The sequence below is a fragment of the Patescibacteria group bacterium genome (assembly GCA_022563395.1).
Lineage (GTDB): Bacteria > Patescibacteriota > Minisyncoccia > Minisyncoccales > UBA10102 > 01-FULL-49-22b.
Genome location: JADFNM010000001.1, coordinates 131,675 through 151,231 on the forward strand (window position 1 = coordinate 131,675; position 19,557 = coordinate 151,231).

21 protein-coding genes and 3 tRNA genes are annotated in these 19,557 nt (G+C 45.4%); 21 read left to right on the forward strand and 3 right to left on the reverse strand.

Features of this window, described 5'->3' with window-relative positions; translation table 11 throughout:
* Positions 1-33: 33 nt before the first annotated feature.
* The 17 genes from IH982_00810 (at position 34) to IH982_00890 (ending at position 13,683) form a co-directional block, all read left to right on the forward strand.
* The gene (locus tag IH982_00810) at positions 34-1,281 is read left to right on the forward strand and encodes a prolyl-tRNA synthetase (GenBank protein MCH7828399.1); all 1,248 of its coding nucleotides are present in this window, start codon (positions 34-36) and stop codon (positions 1,279-1,281) included.
* Positions 1,282-1,286: 5 nt separating this feature from the next.
* Entirely contained in the window at positions 1,287-2,339 is a 1,053-nt protein-coding gene (locus IH982_00815; protein ID MCH7828400.1) for a rod shape-determining protein, read from the forward strand.
* Between the two features lies 1 nt (position 2,340).
* Complete coding sequence (gene gatC / locus IH982_00820) at positions 2,341-2,640, forward strand: Asp-tRNA(Asn)/Glu-tRNA(Gln) amidotransferase subunit GatC (GenBank protein ID MCH7828401.1); 300 nt, start codon at positions 2,341-2,343, stop codon at positions 2,638-2,640.
* Positions 2,637-4,049, forward strand: coding sequence for an Asp-tRNA(Asn)/Glu-tRNA(Gln) amidotransferase subunit GatA (gene gatA / locus IH982_00825; GenBank protein ID MCH7828402.1), 1,413 nt, complete (start codon positions 2,637-2,639; stop codon positions 4,047-4,049). The genes gatC and gatA overlap by 4 nt, the downstream gene beginning before the upstream one ends.
* Positions 4,050-4,060: 11 nt before the next feature.
* The gene (locus IH982_00830) at positions 4,061-4,579 is read left to right on the forward strand and encodes a hypothetical protein (protein ID MCH7828403.1); all 519 of its coding nucleotides are present in this window, start codon (positions 4,061-4,063) and stop codon (positions 4,577-4,579) included.
* Between the two features lie 160 nt (positions 4,580-4,739).
* A tRNA-Met gene (locus IH982_00835) sits at positions 4,740-4,809 on the forward strand.
* A gap of 7 nt (positions 4,810-4,816) precedes the next feature.
* A tRNA-Met gene (locus IH982_00840) sits at positions 4,817-4,890 on the forward strand.
* A 37-nt stretch (positions 4,891-4,927) separates the two neighbouring features.
* A tRNA-Asp gene (locus IH982_00845) sits at positions 4,928-5,002 on the forward strand.
* A 172-nt stretch (positions 5,003-5,174) separates the two neighbouring features.
* Positions 5,175-6,035, forward strand: coding sequence for an orotidine-5'-phosphate decarboxylase (gene pyrF, locus IH982_00850; GenBank protein ID MCH7828404.1), 861 nt, complete (start codon positions 5,175-5,177; stop codon positions 6,033-6,035).
* A gap of 11 nt (positions 6,036-6,046) precedes the next feature.
* A complete protein-coding gene (locus tag IH982_00855; protein MCH7828405.1) occupies positions 6,047-6,649 on the forward strand; it encodes a phosphoribosyltransferase in 603 nt (200 codons plus the stop codon).
* A 197-nt stretch (positions 6,650-6,846) separates the two neighbouring features.
* Complete coding sequence (gene pheS, locus IH982_00860) at positions 6,847-7,893, forward strand: phenylalanine--tRNA ligase subunit alpha (GenBank protein ID MCH7828406.1); 1,047 nt, start codon at positions 6,847-6,849, stop codon at positions 7,891-7,893.
* Between the two features lies 1 nt (position 7,894).
* Positions 7,895-9,949 (forward strand): phenylalanine--tRNA ligase subunit beta, encoded by a 2,055-nt coding sequence (pheT, locus tag IH982_00865; protein MCH7828407.1) that lies wholly within the window; start codon positions 7,895-7,897, stop codon positions 9,947-9,949.
* Positions 9,950-9,951: 2 nt separating this feature from the next.
* On the forward strand, positions 9,952-11,880 hold the full coding sequence (gyrB, locus tag IH982_00870; protein ID MCH7828408.1) for a DNA topoisomerase (ATP-hydrolyzing) subunit B: 1,929 nt from the start codon (positions 9,952-9,954) through the stop codon (positions 11,878-11,880).
* A gap of 33 nt (positions 11,881-11,913) precedes the next feature.
* Positions 11,914-12,108, forward strand: a complete 195-nt coding sequence (secE, locus tag IH982_00875; GenBank protein MCH7828409.1) for a preprotein translocase subunit SecE — start codon at positions 11,914-11,916, stop codon at positions 12,106-12,108.
* Positions 12,108-12,653, forward strand: coding sequence for a transcription termination/antitermination protein NusG (nusG, locus tag IH982_00880; GenBank protein ID MCH7828410.1), 546 nt, complete (start codon positions 12,108-12,110; stop codon positions 12,651-12,653). Before secE ends, nusG begins: the two co-directional genes overlap by 1 nt.
* 17 nt (positions 12,654-12,670) lie before the next feature.
* The gene (gene rplK / locus IH982_00885; GenBank protein ID MCH7828411.1) at positions 12,671-13,096 is read left to right on the forward strand and encodes a 50S ribosomal protein L11; all 426 of its coding nucleotides are present in this window, start codon (positions 12,671-12,673) and stop codon (positions 13,094-13,096) included.
* Positions 13,097-13,104: 8 nt separating this feature from the next.
* A complete protein-coding gene (locus IH982_00890) occupies positions 13,105-13,683 on the forward strand; it encodes a dCTP deaminase (GenBank protein ID MCH7828412.1) in 579 nt (192 codons plus the stop codon).
* On the opposite strand, the gene thyA is transcribed toward IH982_00890, so the two are convergent.
* On the reverse strand, positions 13,680-14,636 hold the full coding sequence (gene thyA / locus IH982_00895; protein ID MCH7828413.1) for a thymidylate synthase: 957 nt from the start codon (positions 14,634-14,636) through the stop codon (positions 13,680-13,682). The two genes, IH982_00890 and thyA, sit on opposite strands and share 4 nt — an antisense overlap.
* A gap of 87 nt (positions 14,637-14,723) precedes the next feature.
* Between thyA and IH982_00900 the strand changes: the two genes are divergently transcribed.
* Both IH982_00900 and IH982_00905 read left to right on the forward strand, forming a co-directional pair.
* The gene (locus IH982_00900) at positions 14,724-15,245 is read left to right on the forward strand and encodes a dihydrofolate reductase (GenBank protein ID MCH7828414.1); all 522 of its coding nucleotides are present in this window, start codon (positions 14,724-14,726) and stop codon (positions 15,243-15,245) included.
* A 67-nt stretch (positions 15,246-15,312) separates the two neighbouring features.
* On the forward strand, positions 15,313-15,852 hold the full coding sequence (locus IH982_00905) for a hypothetical protein (protein ID MCH7828415.1): 540 nt from the start codon (positions 15,313-15,315) through the stop codon (positions 15,850-15,852).
* Positions 15,853-15,872: 20 nt separating this feature from the next.
* Here IH982_00905 and IH982_00910 read toward each other — a convergent pair whose 3' ends face one another.
* Positions 15,873-16,433 carry a hypothetical protein gene (locus IH982_00910; GenBank protein MCH7828416.1) on the reverse strand — a complete coding sequence of 187 codons (561 nt, stop codon included), beginning with the start codon at positions 16,431-16,433 and terminating at the stop codon, positions 15,873-15,875.
* 106 nt (positions 16,434-16,539) lie between these two features.
* On the opposite strand from IH982_00910, the gene IH982_00915 reads away from it, so the two are divergent.
* Positions 16,540-17,202 carry a thymidylate kinase gene (locus IH982_00915; GenBank protein MCH7828417.1) on the forward strand — a complete coding sequence of 221 codons (663 nt, stop codon included), beginning with the start codon at positions 16,540-16,542 and terminating at the stop codon, positions 17,200-17,202.
* A complete protein-coding gene (gene gatB / locus IH982_00920) occupies positions 17,199-18,647 on the forward strand; it encodes an Asp-tRNA(Asn)/Glu-tRNA(Gln) amidotransferase subunit GatB (protein ID MCH7828418.1) in 1,449 nt (482 codons plus the stop codon). The genes IH982_00915 and gatB overlap by 4 nt, the downstream gene beginning before the upstream one ends.
* Positions 18,648-18,664: 17 nt before the next feature.
* Here gatB and miaA read toward each other — a convergent pair whose 3' ends face one another.
* Positions 18,665-19,549, reverse strand: coding sequence for a tRNA (adenosine(37)-N6)-dimethylallyltransferase MiaA (gene miaA, locus IH982_00925; GenBank protein ID MCH7828419.1), 885 nt, complete (start codon positions 19,547-19,549; stop codon positions 18,665-18,667).
* Between the last annotated feature and the right edge of the window lie 8 nt (positions 19,550-19,557).

Genomic DNA, 19,557 nt, shown 5'->3' on the forward strand with positions numbered 1-19,557 from the left:
TTCTTTTTTAAAAAAATATGTATAGTGGAAAATATGCGGCAGTCAGAACTCTTCAGTAAAACCCAGAGGAGTCTTCCAAAAGACGAGGAAAGTACCAATGCCAAGCTCCTTTTACGCTCAGGCTTTGTGCATAAGGAAACGGCAGGAGTATACTCGTTCTTGCCTCTTGGACTTAAGGTATTGAACAACATTATTTCCATTATTCGGGAAGAGATGAATGCCATTGGGGGGCAAGAGGTCTTTTTGTCCTCGCTTCAAGGCCCTGAAGTCTGGCGCAAATCGGGAAGATGGGATGATAAGATTGTGGATGTATGGTTTAAGACCAAGCTGAAAAACGGTGGAGAGCTTGGTTTGGCAAACACACACGAGGAAGCCCTAACCGCTCTTCTTTCCCACCATGTTTCCTCGTACAAAGATTTGCCCTTGTTGGTGTATCAATTCCAAACAAAGTTTAGGAACGAGACACGGGCAAAGAGCGGTCTCATGAGAACCCGAGAGTTTATCATGAAAGACCTTTATTCCTTTGCTCGTACCTTAAAAGAACATGAAATGCTGTATGGAAAGGTAATTGAGGCCTATAAAAAGATATTTGAACGTATTGGCATTGGAGAAAAAACCTTGTTTACTTTTGCTTCGGGCGGAAGCTTTTCAAAATATTCTCATGAGTTTCAAACATTGTGCTCTGCGGGTGAAGATACCATTTATATATGTGGGCACTGCAAGGTTGCAGTAAACAAGGAGATTATTAAAGAACAACCATCCTGCCCCCAGTGTGGCAATCAAGAGCTCAAAGAGGAGAGTGCAGTGGAGGTGGGCAACATCTTTGCTCTGGGCACCAAGTATGCTGAAATCTTGGGCCTTGAGTACTTAGATGAAAATGGTAAAAAAATACCCGTGGTTATGGGAAGCTATGGCATTGGACCAGGACGCGTTATGGGCAGCGTTGTGGAACTCTTTCACGATGAGAGAGGTATGATTTGGCCCGAGTCCATAGCTCCCTTTAAGGTGCATCTTCTTTCTTTGCCTGGGGGCGAAGAAGAAAGCGATAAAGTATATAGCTCATTACAAAGAGACGGGATTAAAGTCCTATATGATGATAGGGCAAATGTATCACCCGGCGAAAAATTAGTAGATGCTGATCTCTTTGGTATTCCCTGGCGTGTCGTGGTTTCAGAAAAGACTGTTGCGGTAGATTCTGTTGAGGTAAAAAAACGAAATGAAGAAAAAGCAGAGTTGATAAAACAAAAAGATATTGCAAAGTTTCTTGCAAAAAATACATGAAAAAGATGCTGCGGAAGATATTGTCACATTTGGGTCAAGACATTGCCATTGATCTTGGAACGGCGAACTCGTTGGTATATGTACGGGATAGAGGCATTGTTATTCAAGAACCTTCAGTGGTTGCAGTAAACCAAAAAACCGGGCAGATTTTGGCGATTGGGAATGAGGCAAAGAACATGGTAGGGAGAACCCCATCCCACATTGTGGCAACGCGGCCTTTGGTAAAGGGAGTCATCTCCGACTTTGAGGTAACAGAGCAAATGCTCAGGTACTTTATCAACAAAGTGGCACAAAGAAAGTTTCTGTTTTCTCCTGGCCCCCGGGTTATCATTGGCATTCCCTTTGGTGTGACCGAGGTGGAAAAAAAGGCGGTGCGGGATGCTACCTTGCAAGCCGGAGCCCGAGAAGTCTATCTTATCGAAGAGCCCATGGCAGCTGCCATTGGATCTCGCCTTGCAGTACAAGAGGCCGGCGGCAACTTTATCGTAGACATTGGGGGAGGAACAGCTGAAGTTGCCATTATTTCTCTTGGCGGCATTGTACTTGCAAACTCTTTGCGGACCGCAGGCGACAAGTTAAATGAAGACATCATCCAATTTGCTCAGGACGAATACAAACTCCTTATCGGCGAACGTACCGCAGAAAGTTTAAAAATAGGCATTGGCTCTGCTTACCCCTTAAAAGAAAAAAGAGAGATGCCGCTTCGGGGGCGTAACTTAGTGTCTGGGCTTCCCGAGGAAATTATGGTGTCAGATACAGTGATTCGAAAAGCAATGGAGCGCTCCGTGCGCCAGATTGTAGGGGAGATTAAAGCTGCCGTGGAGCAAACTCCTCCTGAGCTCTTAGCTGACATTATGGAAAAGGGCATCTACCTTTCTGGTGGTGGAGCTTTGCTGCGCGGTTTCGATACCTTAATTGCAAAAGAAACCAAGATTCCCACAACCACCGTAGAAGATCCTCTTACCGCCGTGGTTAGGGGTGCTGGCATGGTGCTGGAAAACCTGGATGAACTGCAAGAGGTATTGGTAGAAAGCGAAGAACTAGAACCACCCCACTAACATGATTGACAAAGAACAGGTTAAGCATATTGCAAAACTTGCCCGCCTCCAATTGAAAGAGGAAGAGGTTGCAGCATACCAACAGGATTTATCACAAATCCTAGATTATTTTGATATTTTAAAAGAAGTGAATACTGAAAACGTAGAACCCATGACCCACTCTATTCATCATGAAAACATTATCCGGGAAGATGTTCCGCAAAGAGAAGACCCCGATGTTATCTTGCGTATGATGCAGTTGGTGCCAGCCATGAAAGATGGGTTCTTGAAGGTAAAAGAAATCTTGAAACGTGATGCATGAAACCTGAAACATTGACTATTGATTCTGTTCAGCGGGGTCTGCAAAAGAAAGAGTTTTCTGCGATAGAGCTTGCCGAAAGTGCGCTTAAGGAAACAGAGAAACAGGAACCAAATCTGCATGCTTTTTTAACCTTGACTCCAGAGCTCGCGCGAGCTTCTGCTCAGGCAACAGATGAAAAAATTGCAAGGGGAGAAGAACTGCCGCCTCTTTCTGGCGTTCCTTGTTCGGTAAAGGATGCAATCTTGGTTCAAGGAATAAGGTGTACTGCAGGGTCCCGTATGCTCGATAACTATATTGCCCCATATGATGCTGCCGCAGTGAAGAAGATAAAGGAAGCAGGAGCTGTGATAATTGGGAAAACCAACATGGATGAGTTTGGGATGGGGGCTTCCACAGAAAACTCTGCTTTTGGAGCAACTCATAACCCCGCTGATTTAGAACGGGTTCCGGGCGGCAGTTCTGGAGGGTCTGCAGCATCAGTGGCGAGCGGAGAAGCCATGCTTTCTTTAGGAGCAGATACCGGCGGCTCTATTCGGCTGCCAGCTTCCTTTTGTGGGGTTGTTGGATTAAAACCAACCTATGGGGCAGTTTCAAGAGCTGGTATCATTGCCTTGGCTTCCTCGCTGGATCAAGTTGGGCCTTTTGCAAGAACCACGAGAGATGTACAAATCTTGTTTGAAGCTATCCGCGGGAAAGATCCGAATGATGCGACAAGCGTGGATATTCCAGGAGGCGGAAAAGAAATGAACGTTAAAGATCTTCGCATTGGGATCCCTAAAGAATACTTTGCAGAGGGATTGGATCTTAAAGTGGAAAAACTCATACGAGCTGCCGTGCAAAAGTTTGAGAAAGCTGGTGCAAAGATAGTAGAGCTTGAGCTCCCGCATACTCAGTATGCCTTGGCTGCCTATTACGTAATCAATATGTCTGAGGCATCAGCAAACCTGGCTCGGTATGATGGCATTCGCTATGGACTCCACCAAGAAGCTCCTGATCTGTTCCAAGAGTATCTTGACTCTCGAGGCACCGGTCTTGGAACTGAAGTGAAGCGCAGGATTATGCTGGGTACTTATGCCCTTTCTCAAGGATACTACGATGCCTATTACGTGAAAGCGCAAAAGGTGCGCTCTCTGTTAAAACAGGATTTTGATAGTGCATTTGCCAAGGTAGATGTGATTATGGGACCAGTATCTCCGGTTCTGCCTTTCAAATTGGGTGAACGAACTCAAAACCCATTGGCAATGTATTTAGTTGATATTTATACTGTTCCCGTGAATTTGGTGGGGCTGCCTGGAATTTCTCTCCCGGCAGGAAAGGTCGGTAATCTTCCTGTTGGGCTTCAGGTCATAGCCCCAGCATTTCAAGAAAACTTGCTCTTTTCTGTGGGCAAAACCCTTGAGAACCTGTAAACTGAAAGAACATGGAGGCATTGTTTGAAACACTTTCTATCGTGAATAATCCCGGGCTCCAACAGATCCTTGTACCCTTGAGGTGGGCTCTTGGAGTTTTTGGAGTTCTTTTGCTTCTCTTTTCTGTGTTTGTGCTTTTGCGCACCATGTGGATGAAGTTTGCTTTTCTCTTTGATCTTACTGAGTTTTTTACTTTTCGGCCATATGGATTGCGCAGAGTAGTGGGGAAGTGGCAAAAGATTCAACGACGCTTGGAAACCGCAAATGAAGCAGAGTACAAGCTTGCTATTATTGAGGCAGACGGTATGTTAAACGATATTTTGCTTCGCATGAACTTTCGAGGAGAAACCCTGGGAGATCGCCTAAAGACTTTGACCACCTCAATCATCCCCAACTTAGATGATATATGGAAAGCGCACCAAACGCGAAACAATGTGGTGCATGATCCAGATTACCGATTGACCTTAGAGGAAGCACAGAGGACTCTTGAAATCTACCAAACTACCTTTACTAACCTTGACCTCATCTAAACTTAGTCCTGCTAAGTTTGTATTCAACATAACCTTGATTTGGTTTAGATTCTCTGGTATTGTAAAACGTACGATGGCTTATGCCAGGCCTTCGCCACTCGCCTTTACCGGCTGTAGCTTTAACTGGGCTTGCCCGCAAAAGCGGCTACGGCCTGCGAAGGCGGGGTAGTGGAGTAGTACCATGCGAGGCCCATAACCTTGTGACGCCGGTGCAATTCCGGCCCCCGCAACAAGTATGTCGGGGTAGTTCAGCTGGTTAGAACGCCGCACTCATAAGGCGGAGGTCGTGAGTTCGAGTCTCACCCCCGGCACAAGTAAGAAAAATGCATCCTGCCATGGCGGGCAAAGGCGGGCGTAGAGGAGCCTGGAGTCCTCGTCTCCCTGTCACGGAGAAAATCGCCGGTTCGAATCCGGTCGCCCGCGCCTAAAAACTTAATCTCGCTTTGTTTTCCTTAGCAAAAACTAAGGGTGCTTTAATTTCATTTAGGAGATATGCGATTCTTTACGGGTTTGACAAAACTTGTGTTTCTGGTAAAAGGTGGGTAGCACCCTCAAATCTCATACGAGGGTTGATACTTGTCTGAGGAGAGACATCATGACAACCCGACATTTCGGAGAACTTCTGGCAGCTCGCATGGAGGCTGGATTTGCGGTCTGTGTGGGTCTCGACAGCGACCATGCACGCCTCCCTGCGGTGGCAACCGACGTAAAAAACGTCGGGTGGCGGTCAAAGGGAAAGCAGATGCACTGGTTCAACTGCCATATCGTAGACGCGGTGGCAGACCTGGTAGTGTGTTTCAAGCCTAATGTCGCCTTCTATGAGGCGCACGCGGGTGGATTCAGTGCCCTCCGAGAAACGATCCGCTACATCCACAAGCGGTTCTCGGACATCCCGGTAATCGTGGACGGCAAGCGCACCGACATCGGCAGCACGAACAAGGGATACGTCCAATCCTTATTTGACTACCTTGAGGCCGATGCCATCACCATCAACCCGTACTTCGGCGCCGAAGCAGTGATGCCTTTCCTGGAACGGGAAGAAAAGGGTATCTTTGTCCTTTGCAGGACGTCGAACCCAGGAGCAGGCGAGTTCCAAGACCTCATGGTAGAAGTCGACATCGGGAAGATGCCCCTCTACCAAGTGGTAGCAAGAAGGGTGGCAAACAACTGGAATGAACGGGGCAACTGTGGGTTGGTTGTTGGAGCAACTTACCCAGAAGAGCTTGTCCGGGTACGCCAACTTGTCGGTGACGATATACCCATTCTCGTTCCCGGCGTTGGAACCCAAGGAGGAAGTGTACAGGAAGTGGTAGCTGCCGGTAAGAAGAACCTGATCATCAACTCGAGTAGCGCTGTCATCTTTGCCTCCAACGGTTCAGATTTTTATGGCGCAGCAAGAATCGTTACCCAGGAGCTCCACGATAAGACTCAAGCGGCACACGCTGCCATGGCCTAGAAAGGAGAGGCATGCTTACAAGAGAACTGCTTGAGTCGATGGGCGCCATCCTGTCGGGACACTTCGTGTTTGCCTCGGGGCTTCACAGCAACACATACATCAACAAGGATGCCGTGCTCGTACGACCTCGTCTGCTCAACGATGTTGCCAAAGACATCGTTGCTCACTCTGGCCCGGATATTCAGACGGTTGTCGCTCCTGAAAAGGGCGGCATCAAGCTTGTGCATGCTGTCGCCCAGGAATTGTGCCGTCTCATGGAGTCAGAGATATTCTCCCCATATGCTGAACGAGGGGAGAATGACCGCTTCTACTTCAAGCGAGAACACGGCAAGTTTGTGGCGGGATACCAGGTGCTTGTTGTAGAAGATGTCATCACCACCGGAACTACGGTCCGCTCAGTCATTGATGCAGTGCGCGAGCTTGGCGGTACGGTCGTGGGTGTGGGCGTTATCTGCAATCGAGGCAAGGAAACTGCGCAGACCCTGGGAGTTCCATGGCTGTATTCCGTACTCCAGATTCCCTTGCCGAACTGGGAAGCAATTTTATGCCCCCTCTGCCTACAGAGAATGCCGGTGAATACCGAGGTGGGGCATGGGTGGAAATTTGTTGCCTAGATATCATAGTAATTCCTTGGGTAAAACCTGGGATTGCAAGCCGCTGAACATCTGTTCAGCGGCCTTTCTTTTCTTATTTCAATGGTTCCTAAATGAAATTAAGGATGCCTTAATCTCATTTAGGAGATATGCGGTTCTCATATTTTTGTGGATAACTTCCTCTTGATTTTAAAGGGATTTTAAGGTAAAATTAAGCCATGGTACATAGCCTCAAAGCCCTGGAAATAACGGCAAAAAAAGACATCAACAAGGCTAAAACCCTCAAAGCATTAGATGGGGTTTTTCGTGTGTATTTAGGTAAAAAAGGCGAGCTCACCCAGTTGTTAAAATCCCTTGCAAAGCTCAAGGTAACACAAAGAAAAAAACAGGGGAAAGCAGCTAACGCGCTAAAAGAAAAGATTCAAAAGTTGGTTCAGAACAAAACACAGGAATTACAAAAGAAAGAAGCTTCTGTTGTTGAACAAGGAGAGTGGCTGGACATTACAATGCCAGGGAGAAAGATTGAGCAAGGCCATGTGCATCCTTTAACGCAAGTGCACAGAAAAGCGCAGGAGATCTTTCGTTCTATGGGTTTTGCGGTGGCCGAAGGACCAGAAGTTGAAAGCGAATGGTATAATTTTGATGCTTTGAATATGCCTCCTGACCACCCAGCAAGAGAAATGTGGGATACCTTCTGGTTAAAACAAAAGGAGCGCTCAAAAAACACCAAGGAAAACTTTCTTTTGAGAACCCATACCAGCCCGGTACAGATTAGGTATATGCAGCAGCATAACCCACCCTTGCGCATTATTGCACCAGGTCGTGTGTTCCGTTATGAGGCGACAGACGCAAGGCATCAGATTAACTTTTACCAACTGGAAGGGCTTATGGTGGGAAAAGATGTTTCGGTAGCCAATTTCCGTGCCATGATCCAAGAATTTTACCAAAAGTTCTTTGGAAAAAAGATTACGGTCAGGCTCCGCCCCAGCTATTTTCCCTTTACCGAGCCCTCTTTTGAAGTAGATATGACCTGTGTGGTGTGTATAGGAAAGGGATGCAGTTCTTGCGGCCACGGTGGATTCATGGAAATGATGGGGGCTGGTATGGTGCATCCCAACGTATTCAAGGCAGCAGGATACAACCCCAAAAACTGGCAGGGTTTTGCCTTTGGCATGGGGATAGATAGGTTGGCAATGATGAAATACAAGGTGGAGGATATTCGCCTCTTTTATACCAAAGATCTAAGATTCCTCCAGCAATTCTAGCATGTTGTTTTCTGTAAACTGGCTCAAAGAACATATTCAAGGGCAACTTCCTGCCCCAGACAAACTGGAGCAGCTTTTGAATATGCATATTTTTGAGGTGGAAGGAAAGGAGCAAAAGAAAGGAGACTGGATATTTGATGTTGCTGTATTTACACACCGAGGAGATGCAGTTTCGCACCGCGGTTTAGCGCGTGAACTTGCGGCTCTCTTAGGCCGCCAGATGAAAAAGCTTCCTTTAAAACCCTTGAAAAAAGAAAGGGGGAGTTTGGCTCCTCTTAAAATAAAGGTTCAATCTCGCGCGGTATATCGATATTCTGCTTTGGTTTTTGAAGGGATTCGTATCAGCAAATCCCCTCAATGGCTTAGGGACCGCCTGGAATTACTGGGTATCAACTCCATTAATAATATAGTGGATGTCACCAACTATGTCATGGCAGAGCTTGGCCAGCCCCTCCATGCTTTTGACTATGACACGCTGCGAGGTCACCAGATGATTGTTCGAGAAGCCAAAGAGGGAGAGAAGATAGAGACCTTAGATGACCTTACCTTTACACTTTCCAAGGGAACCTTGGTTATTGAGGACAAAAATCGCTTAATTGATTTAGCTGGGATTAAAGGGGGAAAGTACAGCGGCATTAAGCGCAATACCAGGAATGTGGTACTCCAAGCAGCATCTTTTTCTGGAAAGCGCATCTACAAGACCAAAAAGCAGCTTGGGTACACCACACCGGCAGCAGATATCTATATCCACGAACTGGATCCTAATGGCACGGTAGAGGCCTTAGAGCGTGCTGTAGAGCTTCTAAGCAAGTTAGGGAAGGTAAAGATTGTGCAGATGGTGGACGTATACCCTGAAAAGAGGATAGCAAAGAAACTCTTGTTTGACCCGACTTTATTAAAGCAATACCTTGGGGTCTCACTGCCAAAGACTGTTGTCACACAGATTTTGAAGCGCCTGGGATTTAAGGTGAAAAATCAAAGGAACAAATGGGAAGTCACCGTTCCCACATTTCGCCAGGATATTACTTTGCCGGTAGACCTAATAGAAGAGGTGGCGCGTATGTACGGGTATGAAAAGATTGCCCCTGTCTTTCCCGTAACCTCGCTCTTGCCTTCAGTTGAAAATCCCGTTGTGCGCTTTAAAGAATGGGTACAGAACGCCTTGGTAGAGGCAGGGTTTACGGAAACATACAACTACTCTTTTATCGGGGAAAAAGACCTTGAAACATTTCAGTATGTTGCGAAAGATAGAGCAGCTCTGGTTGGGCTTCAAAACCCTTATAGTGAGGAGTACAAATACTTGCGCCAAAACCTCATAGAAAACCTCTTGAAGGTAGCCGGAGAAAACACAAGACGTCTTGTGGGCAAAGACATTCGGGTATTTGAGCTGGGAAAGGCATTCCAAAACATAAAAGGAAAGATTGTAGAATGGCATCTTGCAACCGGTGTTCTTGCCCTATCAGAAATGAATGACCAGGTAGCATTCGCTGAAGCAAAAGGTGTGGTAGATTTTGTATTGAGCCGCCTTGGAATTGCAGGCTCTTGGTATGACAGCTTTGCCGCAACCCCATTGCACTCTCGAACCTCGCTATGGCATGAAAAGAAGGGGGCTGAAATAAAGGTTGGGCAAAAGAAGATTGGGTTTCTTGGTATTGTCGCCCCTAAAATTACAGCAAACCTGAAGCTCAAGGGAAGCTGCGCTGTTTTTTCCCTTAATATAGAAGAACTCTTGCCCTTGTTTGCGAAAGAACGTCAGTATCAAGCAATTCCTCGTTTTCCTGCGGTCTTGCGTGATCTTGCAATATTGGTTCCCCGCAGAACCAAGATAGTTGACGTCATGAATATTATGCATACTGCGGGAGCCGAGCTCCTTGAAGATATCGATCTTTTTGATATGTATGAGGGCGAGCATATCCCTGAAGGACAAAAAAGCCTTGCCTTCCACTTAATCTACCAATCTCAACATCGAACCCTTACTGCAAAGGAGGCAGATAGCGTGCACCAAGAAATCATTTCAACCCTGGAAAAGAATCCCGCATGGGAAGTACGAAAGTAAGTATGGCAAAAAAACAAACTAAACAATCTGAATACGAAGCAAAGGACATCGTGGTTCTGGAGGGTTTAGATCCCGTCAGAAAACGTCCTGCAATGTACATTGGCTCCACAGGTCTTGATGGACTGCACCATTTGGTGTGGGAGGTGTTGGATAACAGCATTGATGAAGCCATGGCAGGATATGCAAAAAACATTGAGATTTCCTTGCTTCCCCAAAACCGGGTACAAGTTATTGATGACGGACGGGGCATCCCCGTTGAAAAACACCCCCAAACCAAGAAATCCACCCTAGAAACCGTCATGACCATTCTGCATGCAGGGGCAAAGTTTGGGAGCAAAGCATATCAGGTTTCAGGAGGTTTACACGGAGTAGGGGTTTCTGTGGTGAACGCCCTTTCTACCTATTTGAAAGCCGAGGTATGCAGGGACGGCATCCACTACCAGCAGGAATATTCCAAAGGAAAACCAAAGAGTCAAGTTAAGAAAGTGGGCAAGTGCAGAGGGTCTGGAACCAAGATTCTTTTTGAGCCAGATAGTGAGGTTTTCAAAGAAATTAAGTTTGATACAAAACGCATTATTAATCATTTGCGGCAACAGGCCTACCTTACCTCAGCTACCAAGATCACCCTTATAGACTTAAGAGAGAAGGAAAAGGAGTCTTATTCCTTTTACTTTGAGGGGGGGGTGGCTTCCTATGTTCTGTATCTTGTCAAAGATAGAACTCCAAAACATGACACTGTTTTTTACGTGAAGGGCGAGAAAGAAGGAATATTGGTAGAGATTGCGTTCCAATACACAGAAGAGTTTGAGATTATGGAAGAAAGTTTTGCCAATAACATCTATACCCCGGAAGGCGGAACCCATCTCACCGGTTTTCGATCTGCCCTGACAAGAACCTTAAACGAATATGCAAAGAAGAACAATTTTCTAAAAGGAGAGGAATCTCTTACCGGAGAGGATGTGCGGGAGGGAATGACTGCGGTGATTTCAGTGAAAATCCATGATCCTCAGTTTGAGGGACAGACCAAGGCAAAACTGGGAAACCCCGAGGCAAAGAACGTGGTGGAAAGCATTACGGCAGAGGCCTTGACCGATTATCTGGAACGCAACCCCCTAGATGGGCGAGCCATCATTGAAAAATGCATTCTTTCTTCCAAAGCCAGAAAGGCAGCTAAGGCAGCTCGCCAGATCGTGTTGAGAAAAGGAATACTGGAAGGATTGGCACTGCCAGGAAAGCTTGCTGACTGTGCTTCAAGAGATCCAGAAGAGTCAGAACTCTACATTGTAGAAGGGGAGTCAGCCGGGGGTTCTACCAAGCAGGCACGAAACCGAAGATTTCAGGCAGTATTGCCCCTGCGAGGCAAAATCTTGAATGTAGAGCGCGCAAGGCTAGACAAGATATTGACTTCAAAAGAAATTCGCGCATTGGTGATTGCCTTGGGAACTGCCATTGCAGAGGATTTTGACATTGACAAGATTCGCTATCAACGCATCATTATCATGACCGATGCTGACGTAGATGGTTCTCACATTAGAGCTTTGCTCTTAACTTTGTTCTACCGATACTTTCGTCCCATAATTGAGCGAGGATATTTATACATTGCCCAACCTCCTTTATATAGAATACAACAGGGAAAGAATGTGCAGTATGCCTTTTCTGACCAAGAGCGGGATAAAATCGTCTCCAAGCTTAAAGCACAAAAGGGAGCCCCAGCAATGAATATACAGCGATACAAGGGGTTGGGTGAAATGAATCCCGAACAGCTATGGGAAACCACCATGAACCCTGAACGTCGTGTCCTCTTGCAGGTCACCGTGGATAACGCCAGGGAGGCAGACAAGATCTTTGACGTGCTTATGGGAGACGAGGTTGCTCCAAGAAAGAAGTTTATCCAGACCTATGCAAAGTCCGTGAAGAATCTTGACATTTAGTATAGTTATAGGTATAGTTTAAAACCCAAAGCAATGCAAAATCCGCTTTCAAAACTTGGAACATTCCTCAAGGAATCTCATGGAGAGGCGAAAAAGGTAAACTGGCCCACTAAACAGCGTACCCTGCAAAACACTATTTTGGTGATTATATTTTCGGTTGTTGTGGCTATATTCTTAAATACGTTTGACCTTTTGTTTAGTAATCTGCTAGAAAGGTTCATTTTGTAATGCCAAAACAGCAAACAATACAAGAGCGAAATTGGTATGTTATTCACACGTACTCTGGATATGAAGACGCCGTAGCTCGTTCTCTCAAGCAAAGGATTGAATCTCTTAGCATGGAGGACAAGATATTTCAGATATTGGTTCCAAAGGAAAAAAAGATTAAGATAAAGTCAGGAAGGCGCCGAACCGTAGAAGAGAAAATCTATCCTGGATATGTGCTGGTAGAGATGATTGTGACCGATGACTCGTGGTATGTGGTTAGAAATACCCCCAACGTTACCGGGTTCGTGGGAGCTGGAACCACCCCCATTCCCGTTTCTAAAGAGGAGATTGACTACTTAAAAGAACGCATGGGTCAAGAATCCCCACAGTACGACATTAGTGTGGCAGAGGGAGATGCGGTAAAGATTATTGATGGCCCTTTTAAGGATTTTGACGGTAAGGTTTCAGAGATTGACCAAGAGCGGGGAAAGATAAAAGTGCTGGTAAATATGTTTGGTCGCGATACCCCCGTAGAGCTGGATTCGCTTCAGATACAGAAGTTATAATTATATTTATTGGGTTTATGGCAAAAAAAATAAAGGCGCAAATAAAGTTACACATTAAGGCAGGGGAGGCGACTCCCGCTCCTCCTGTTGGTCCGACGCTGGCCCCTCATGGACTGAACATAGGGGAGTTTTGCCAGAAGTTTAACGATGCTACCCGTGAAATGAAGGGATTCAAGATCCCAGTAGATATTGTAATTTACGGAGACCGGAGCTATGACTTTACAGTCCACCAACCTCAAGCCTCAGAGCTTTTAAAACGTGCTGCAGGTATTGAGAAAGGATCTGGTCAACCCAATAAACTGAAAGTTGCAAAGATAAGTAAGACGCAACTGGAAGAGATTGCAAAACAGAAAATGCCGGATCTCAACACAGACAATCTTGAATCTGCCGTAAAAACTATTGAAGGAACCGCAAAAAGCTTAGGCATAGAAATAATCTCATAGTACGCATTATGATACTGTCTGACCGAGACATTAAAAAGTCCATCCAGGAAGGGAAAATCATTATGTCCCCAGCCCCCAACTATGAAGAGCAGCTGGGGCCTTGTTCTTTGGACCTTCATTTAGGTAACGTCATGAAGGTATTTAAGACCACCTCCTATCCTTATCTGGACTTAAAGCGGGAAATCAATTTTGAAGAGTTGATGGATGAAATCACGGTAAAAGAGGGGGATCCCTTTGTGTTGCAGCCGGGAGCCTTTGCCCTGGCAATAACCAGAGAGGAGTTTACTCTCCCAGACGACATCATGGGGCGCTTGGACGGCAGGAGTTCCCTTGGACGCCTTGGCATTGTGGTGCATTCCACCGCAGCCCGTTTTGACCCAGGGTGGTCAGGAAAAGCTGTCATGGAATTGGGAAACCTTGGGCCAAGTCCGGTCATCTTGTATGAGGGCATGAGAATTTGCGCCTTAACCTTTGAAACGTTAACCTCTCCTGTTGAGGAATCCTACGCCAAAAGCAGCAAGCGAAAATACTCGCACCAACAAAAACCCCAGGCAAGCAAGATAAACAAAGAATTTAGCGAAAGTTAGGTCGACTTTTTGACCTCCTCCTTTTCATACAGTCCTCCTGCCACCGTGAGTTCTCCCTTGATGGCAGGGTAGGGATCGTAGTTTTCCAATGATACAAGATCTGGATGGAAATCATCCAGCTCTTTTATTTTAGGATCCAATATAACGTGCGGGAAAGGTCTTGGTTCTCTTTTTAGTTGTTCTTTGACCTGTTCAACATGATTCTCATAAATGTGGGCATCTCCAAAAGTATGTATAAATTCACCAGGTTTCACCCCCAGGATTTGGGCTAATACTTTTGTAAGCAAAGCATAGCTTGCAATATTAAATGGGACTCCTAAAAAGAGATCAGCTGATCTCTGATAGAGTTGAAGATAGAGTTTCCCACCTTTCAAGGATATTTGATACATATTGTGGCAAATAGGAAAACGGGAAGCATCCTCTTCTTGCGCCATTGTATAGAGGTATTCGGGGTTCCATGAGGTAACAATGGCATTCCGAGCAAAGGGGTCTTCTTTAAGCTCATCTACAATCCATTGAAGTTGGTCTATAGTATCGCCTCGTTTGGTGGGCCATTTTCTCCACATCTCCCCATATATTCGAGGAAGTTCTCCATGTTCTTTCGCAAATTCTTGGTCCTGTGCGATTTTGGCGATGAATTCTTCTTTGGAAAGTTCTGGAACACCCTGTTTTTGGGAGTAAATCTTGTAGGGATAATCATCCCAGATATGAACATTGTTGTCTACTAAGTATTTAATGTTGGTTTGGCCAGTCAAGAACCAATAAAGCTCATGGAGAACCCCTTTCCAGTACACTTTCTTAGTGGTTAAAAGAGGAAATCCCTCTGTAAGGTCATAGCGGATTTGCCTGCCAAACACACTCCAGGATTTGGCTCCAGTACCCCTGTCTACGTTTTCTGTGCCTTTCTCAAGGACCTCTTTGAGCAAGTTGAGATATTGGTATTCCGGATGCATTATGATACTATAGCAGAGACAAATAATGCGGGTCAATATCTCCTAAATGAAATTAAGAAATCCTAAATTTCGTTTAAGCAACCAACAATGACAACTTTTATTATAGCAGCCCTTACTGCAGATGGCTTTATTGGGAAAGATTCTACCCACTCGCCCTTAACTTGGAGGAGCGAGGGTGATAGGAAGTTTTTTATTGAGCGTACCAAACAAGCTGGTCTCGCCATTATGGGATTGAACACGGCAAAAACGTCAAAACGACCCCTTCCAGGTCGCCGCAATATTATTTATGCTGACAACAAAGATCAGTTGCTTCACTGGCAAGAATATGGAGAGTGGGAAATAACCCAGGATAACCCAAAAGAGTTGCTTTCTCGTCTTAAAAAAGATGGACACAAAGAAATTGCCATCTGCGGAGGAGCTACCATCTACACCATGTTCATGGAACAGAACCTCGTGGATAAACTCTATTTGAGCATTGAGCCAGTGTTATTCGGAAAAGGCATTACCCTGTTTAACAAAGAATTAGATACAAAGCTTCAACTTAAAAACGTATCAAAATTAGGCGAGCAGACAATTTTACTAGAATATAACGTGCTAAAACTTCGTTAAACGAATTCTGCTTAAATCTTGTTTAGGTGCGGATAACTAAATGAGATTTAAGTAAAAAGGAATATCTATGGTATTGGGGATTAAAGAATTACATCAATTGGTCAAAGAAAAAAATCTTGTAACCAATTTATCACAGCGAGAGCTTGAAAACCCGGAAGGCGCCGGTTTTGATTTAAGAATAGGAGAGCTGTACGAGATTTCTGGACAGGGTTTTTTGGGCGAGACAGAGCGGGAAACTCCAAAGATGAAGCTCGTTGAAAAATACGAGGAGGGAAAAACCAATGAGATACAACTCAAGCCCCACACTTACTATCTTTTAAAAACCGTGGAGGATGTAAACATGCCGGAGAATCTCTTGGCCATTATGACGCCTCGCTCCACTCTGTTTCGCTCTGGTGTCTACATCTTTGGAGGGCAAGTTCCCCCTGGATATCAAGGGGGTCTTAACATGGGCATCTATAACTACCGAGATACGGATTTTCGTCTTGAAATGGGGGCTCGTGTAGTACATATTATGTTTTTTGAGGTAAAAGGTGAAGGAAATCTCTATCGCGGCCAGTGGCAGGGTGGGCGGGTAACCACAGAACAAAAAGAAACTCAGGTATAAAACACGAGGCCCCTGGAGTTTTATCTCACAGGGGCCTGTTTATCGAGTGAAACGCCAAGCGTGTTTGCAACTCGTACGAGCCACGCGAATATATCGGCGAGCTCTTCTTCCATGCCCTCCTTGCTATTTTTGTTGATCGCCTCGTCAAGCTCAAGAACTTCATCCCTGAAGTGCTGAGTCTCTTCTGCGAGGGTATGATGCGGGGGGAATACCTCCCCGAGCATTTCCTGAATCCGCCAGAGATGATTTTCTTTCGGAGGAAACCCTGGATAGAGCTTGTACGGCGGTTTTACCTCATCATCCCAGCAGACGCAAGGGTTGCTGTGACAACGTGGGCATTGGTTGCGGTACTTCTTTCTTACCGCAACTCCCATATCAACGTCCAGCGCGCTTGCGATGCACAACAGATCATGCAAGACAGACTGCAGATCTTCGTTCTGTCCGCAGAACCGCATTGCGTCATCCTCTTCCTCAAAGAGATCAGAGAAATGCTCGACAAGATACGCGAGGCCGATATCAAATGTGCGACCACCCCACCGAGTAAGAGGTAGTCGCTCTTGGAGCTGAGACAGCATCGTCATGCGATCCCTCCTTTTCTCGTAGAATGTAAGAAGAATATAGCACAATTTCTCTTTTCTGTCAATAACTTTCAAAGAAAAGAGATATCTGTTACACTGGGTCTATTGTATGAAGATGAAGGGAAGGAAAGGACAATTTATTGTATTTGAAGGCATTGACGGGGCTGGAAAGACCACTCAAACCAACCTCCTAATAAAGCATCTTAAGAGAATCGGAAAAAAGGTTGCTTCCATTCACTTTCCGCAGTACCAAACAAAGTCAGGTGGCCTTATTGAAAACTATCTTCTGGGGCACTACGGTAAGGTAGGGCCGTATCAAGCCTCGGTATTTTATGCTGCAGACCGGTTTGATGGAGGACTTCACATTAAACAATGGTTGCGGGGTGGATATATTGTGGTGGTAGACCGTTACCTTGCTTCTAATATCGGGCACCAGGGTGGAAAAATCCGGGATATAAAGGAACGTGAAAAGTTCTTTCGCTGGCTGTATTATTTTGAGTATGGACTATTTCAGATTCCCAAACCCATCATCTCTTTTCTCTTGAAAATGCCGCCTCGTGTTGCGCAACGACTTACCAAAAAGCACGGTAAAAAACTTGATGTCCATGAAAAAGACATTCGTCACTTGCAGCATGCAGATCGGGCCTATCAACACGCAACAAAGGTATTTCCTCGAGATTTTCAGATTATAAACAGCATGTCTGGCAGCGCTCTGCGCTCACCAAGAGATATTCACAACGAAGTATGGAACAAGGTACAAGAACTCCTATGAACTATATCCCCACCATTGGTTTGGAAATCCATGCGGAGCTTAAAACCAAGAGCAAAATGTTTTGTTCTTGTTTAAACGACTCTTTAGAGCAGCATCCAAACGTTAACATCTGCCCTATTTGTATGGGGCATCCCGGTACTTTACCTGTTGCCAATAAAGCTGCCATTAAGAAAGTGCAAAAAGTTGGGCTTGCTTTAAGCTGCGATCTGGTTTTGTTTTCTAAGTTTGACCGCAAAAACTATTTTTATCCGGATCTTCCAAAAGGATATCAGATAAGTCAGTATGACCTGCCTTTTTGCAAAGGAGGATATCTGGATATTGCAGAAAAGCGTATTCGCATAACCAGAATCCATCTGGAAGAAGACACAGGAAAGCTTCTTCATCCTGCAAGAGCTGACTATTCCTTGGTGGACTTTAACAGAGCCGGCGTCCCCTTAATGGAACTGGTAACAGAGCCAGATATTACTTCGGGGCAGGAGGCAAGAGCATTTGCCCAGGAACTTCAAGTGCTTTTGCGCTACCTTGCGGCTTCAGATGCCAATATGGAAAAGGGTCAAATGAGAGTAGAGGCGAATATATCAGTGAGGCCCGAGGAGCAGGAGCAGCTGGGAACAAAGGTAGAAGTAAAAAATCTTAACTCATTTCGCTCTGTAGAACGGGCCATTGCCTTTGAGATTGCGAGGCAGTCGCAGGTTTTAGAATCAGGACAAAAGGTTATCTTGGAAACCCGGGGGTGGAACGACGCAAAAGGGGAGACCTTTTCTCAAAGAGTAAAAGAGGAGACGCACCACTATCGCTATTTCCCAGAACCTGATATTCCTCCCTTTCGTTTCACGAAAGAAGAGTTTGACGAATTAAAGAGTGAACTTCCAGAACTCCCCTGGCAAAGAAGAGAGCGGTTGGGTACTGAGTATAAACTTGGACCAAAGGAAACCGAGGTCTTTGTGCAGCAAAAAGACATTGGAGAATACTTTGAAAAGGTGGTTTCAGAGCTTGGTCCCAATTTGACGCAAGAAAGGCTGCAAAAACTTACCAAGCTTTCTGCCAACTATATCCTCACTGATTTAATGGGGCTTTTGCAAAAAGCTTCTGTCCAGGGTGAGGATTTTCTCATTACCCCAGAGAACTTTGCTGAACTTGTTTTGCTGATTGAAAAGGGAGAGATCTCCAGCCCCATTGCAAAGCAGGTGTTAAAAGAGATGTTCGCCAAAGGAGGGGACCCCTCTCAGATTATTGAAGAAAAGGGGCTGGCCCAAGTCTCTGATGAAGCAAGTATCCAAAAGATTGCAAAAGTAGTGTTAGAAAAAAATCCCAAGGCAGTTTTAGATTTCAAAAAAGGAAAGGAAAATGCCCTACAGTTTTTGGTTGGTCAGCTCATGGCAGAAACCAAAGGCACTGTAAACCCACAAACCGCCCGCACTATCCTCCAATCCCTTCTTGATTAAATTAAGGAATCTTTAATTTAATCAAGGAGTCGACTAATCAGACGATCCGCCTCTCGCGCGTTTGTTATCCAGTGGATGCGCGGATCTTTTTTAAACCAAGTCATCTGACGGCGGGCAAAGTCCACGGTAGCTTTTACTACTATTTCAATCATCTCCTTCTTTGAAATCTTACCTTGAAGGTATTGGGAAACCTCACGATATTCCAGCCCAAACTCTTCAATTCTTTTCCAAGATAATCCTTGCTTGCGTAGTGCTTTAATTTCATTTAGGAAACCTTGCTTTAATATCTTAAGAAAGCGTTTTTTGATGCGCTTTTTTAACTCGTGGGAAGACCTAGAGATTCCCAGAAACAAAACTGGGTAGGGAAGTGGAACCTTTTTGAGTTGAGGGATTGGCTTGCCAGTAGATAGGACAATCTCAAGGGCACGGATAAGGCGTCGCCGGTTCTTTTGCTCTATGGTTCTTACCCGCCGCGGGTCCAACTTCTTGAGTTTGTTAAGTAACTGAACTGTGGTTAATTTCTCCAATTGCACTCTAAGCTTCCTGCTCGGTGCTACTTTAGGCATAACCCAACCATCTACTACAGCGTAGATATACAGGGGACTGCCTCCAACCAGAAGAGGAAGCTTGCCCATTCGTTGAATATCTTGGATTGCTTTTCTCGCGGTCTTTTGATACCGAACAACGGTATAGCGTTTCTTGGGAGAAACTACATCCAAAAGATGGTGGGAGATACTCCTCCTCTCTCTTTTCGTCGGTTTTGCGGTCCCAATATCCAAACCTTTATACACCTGCCGTGAATCTGCAGAAACAATCTCGCCTTGAAACTTCTTTGCAAGACGTATTGCAAGTCCGGTTTTCCCCGAAGCCGTAGGCCCTAAAATTACAATCAACTTTTGCATACGGCTGG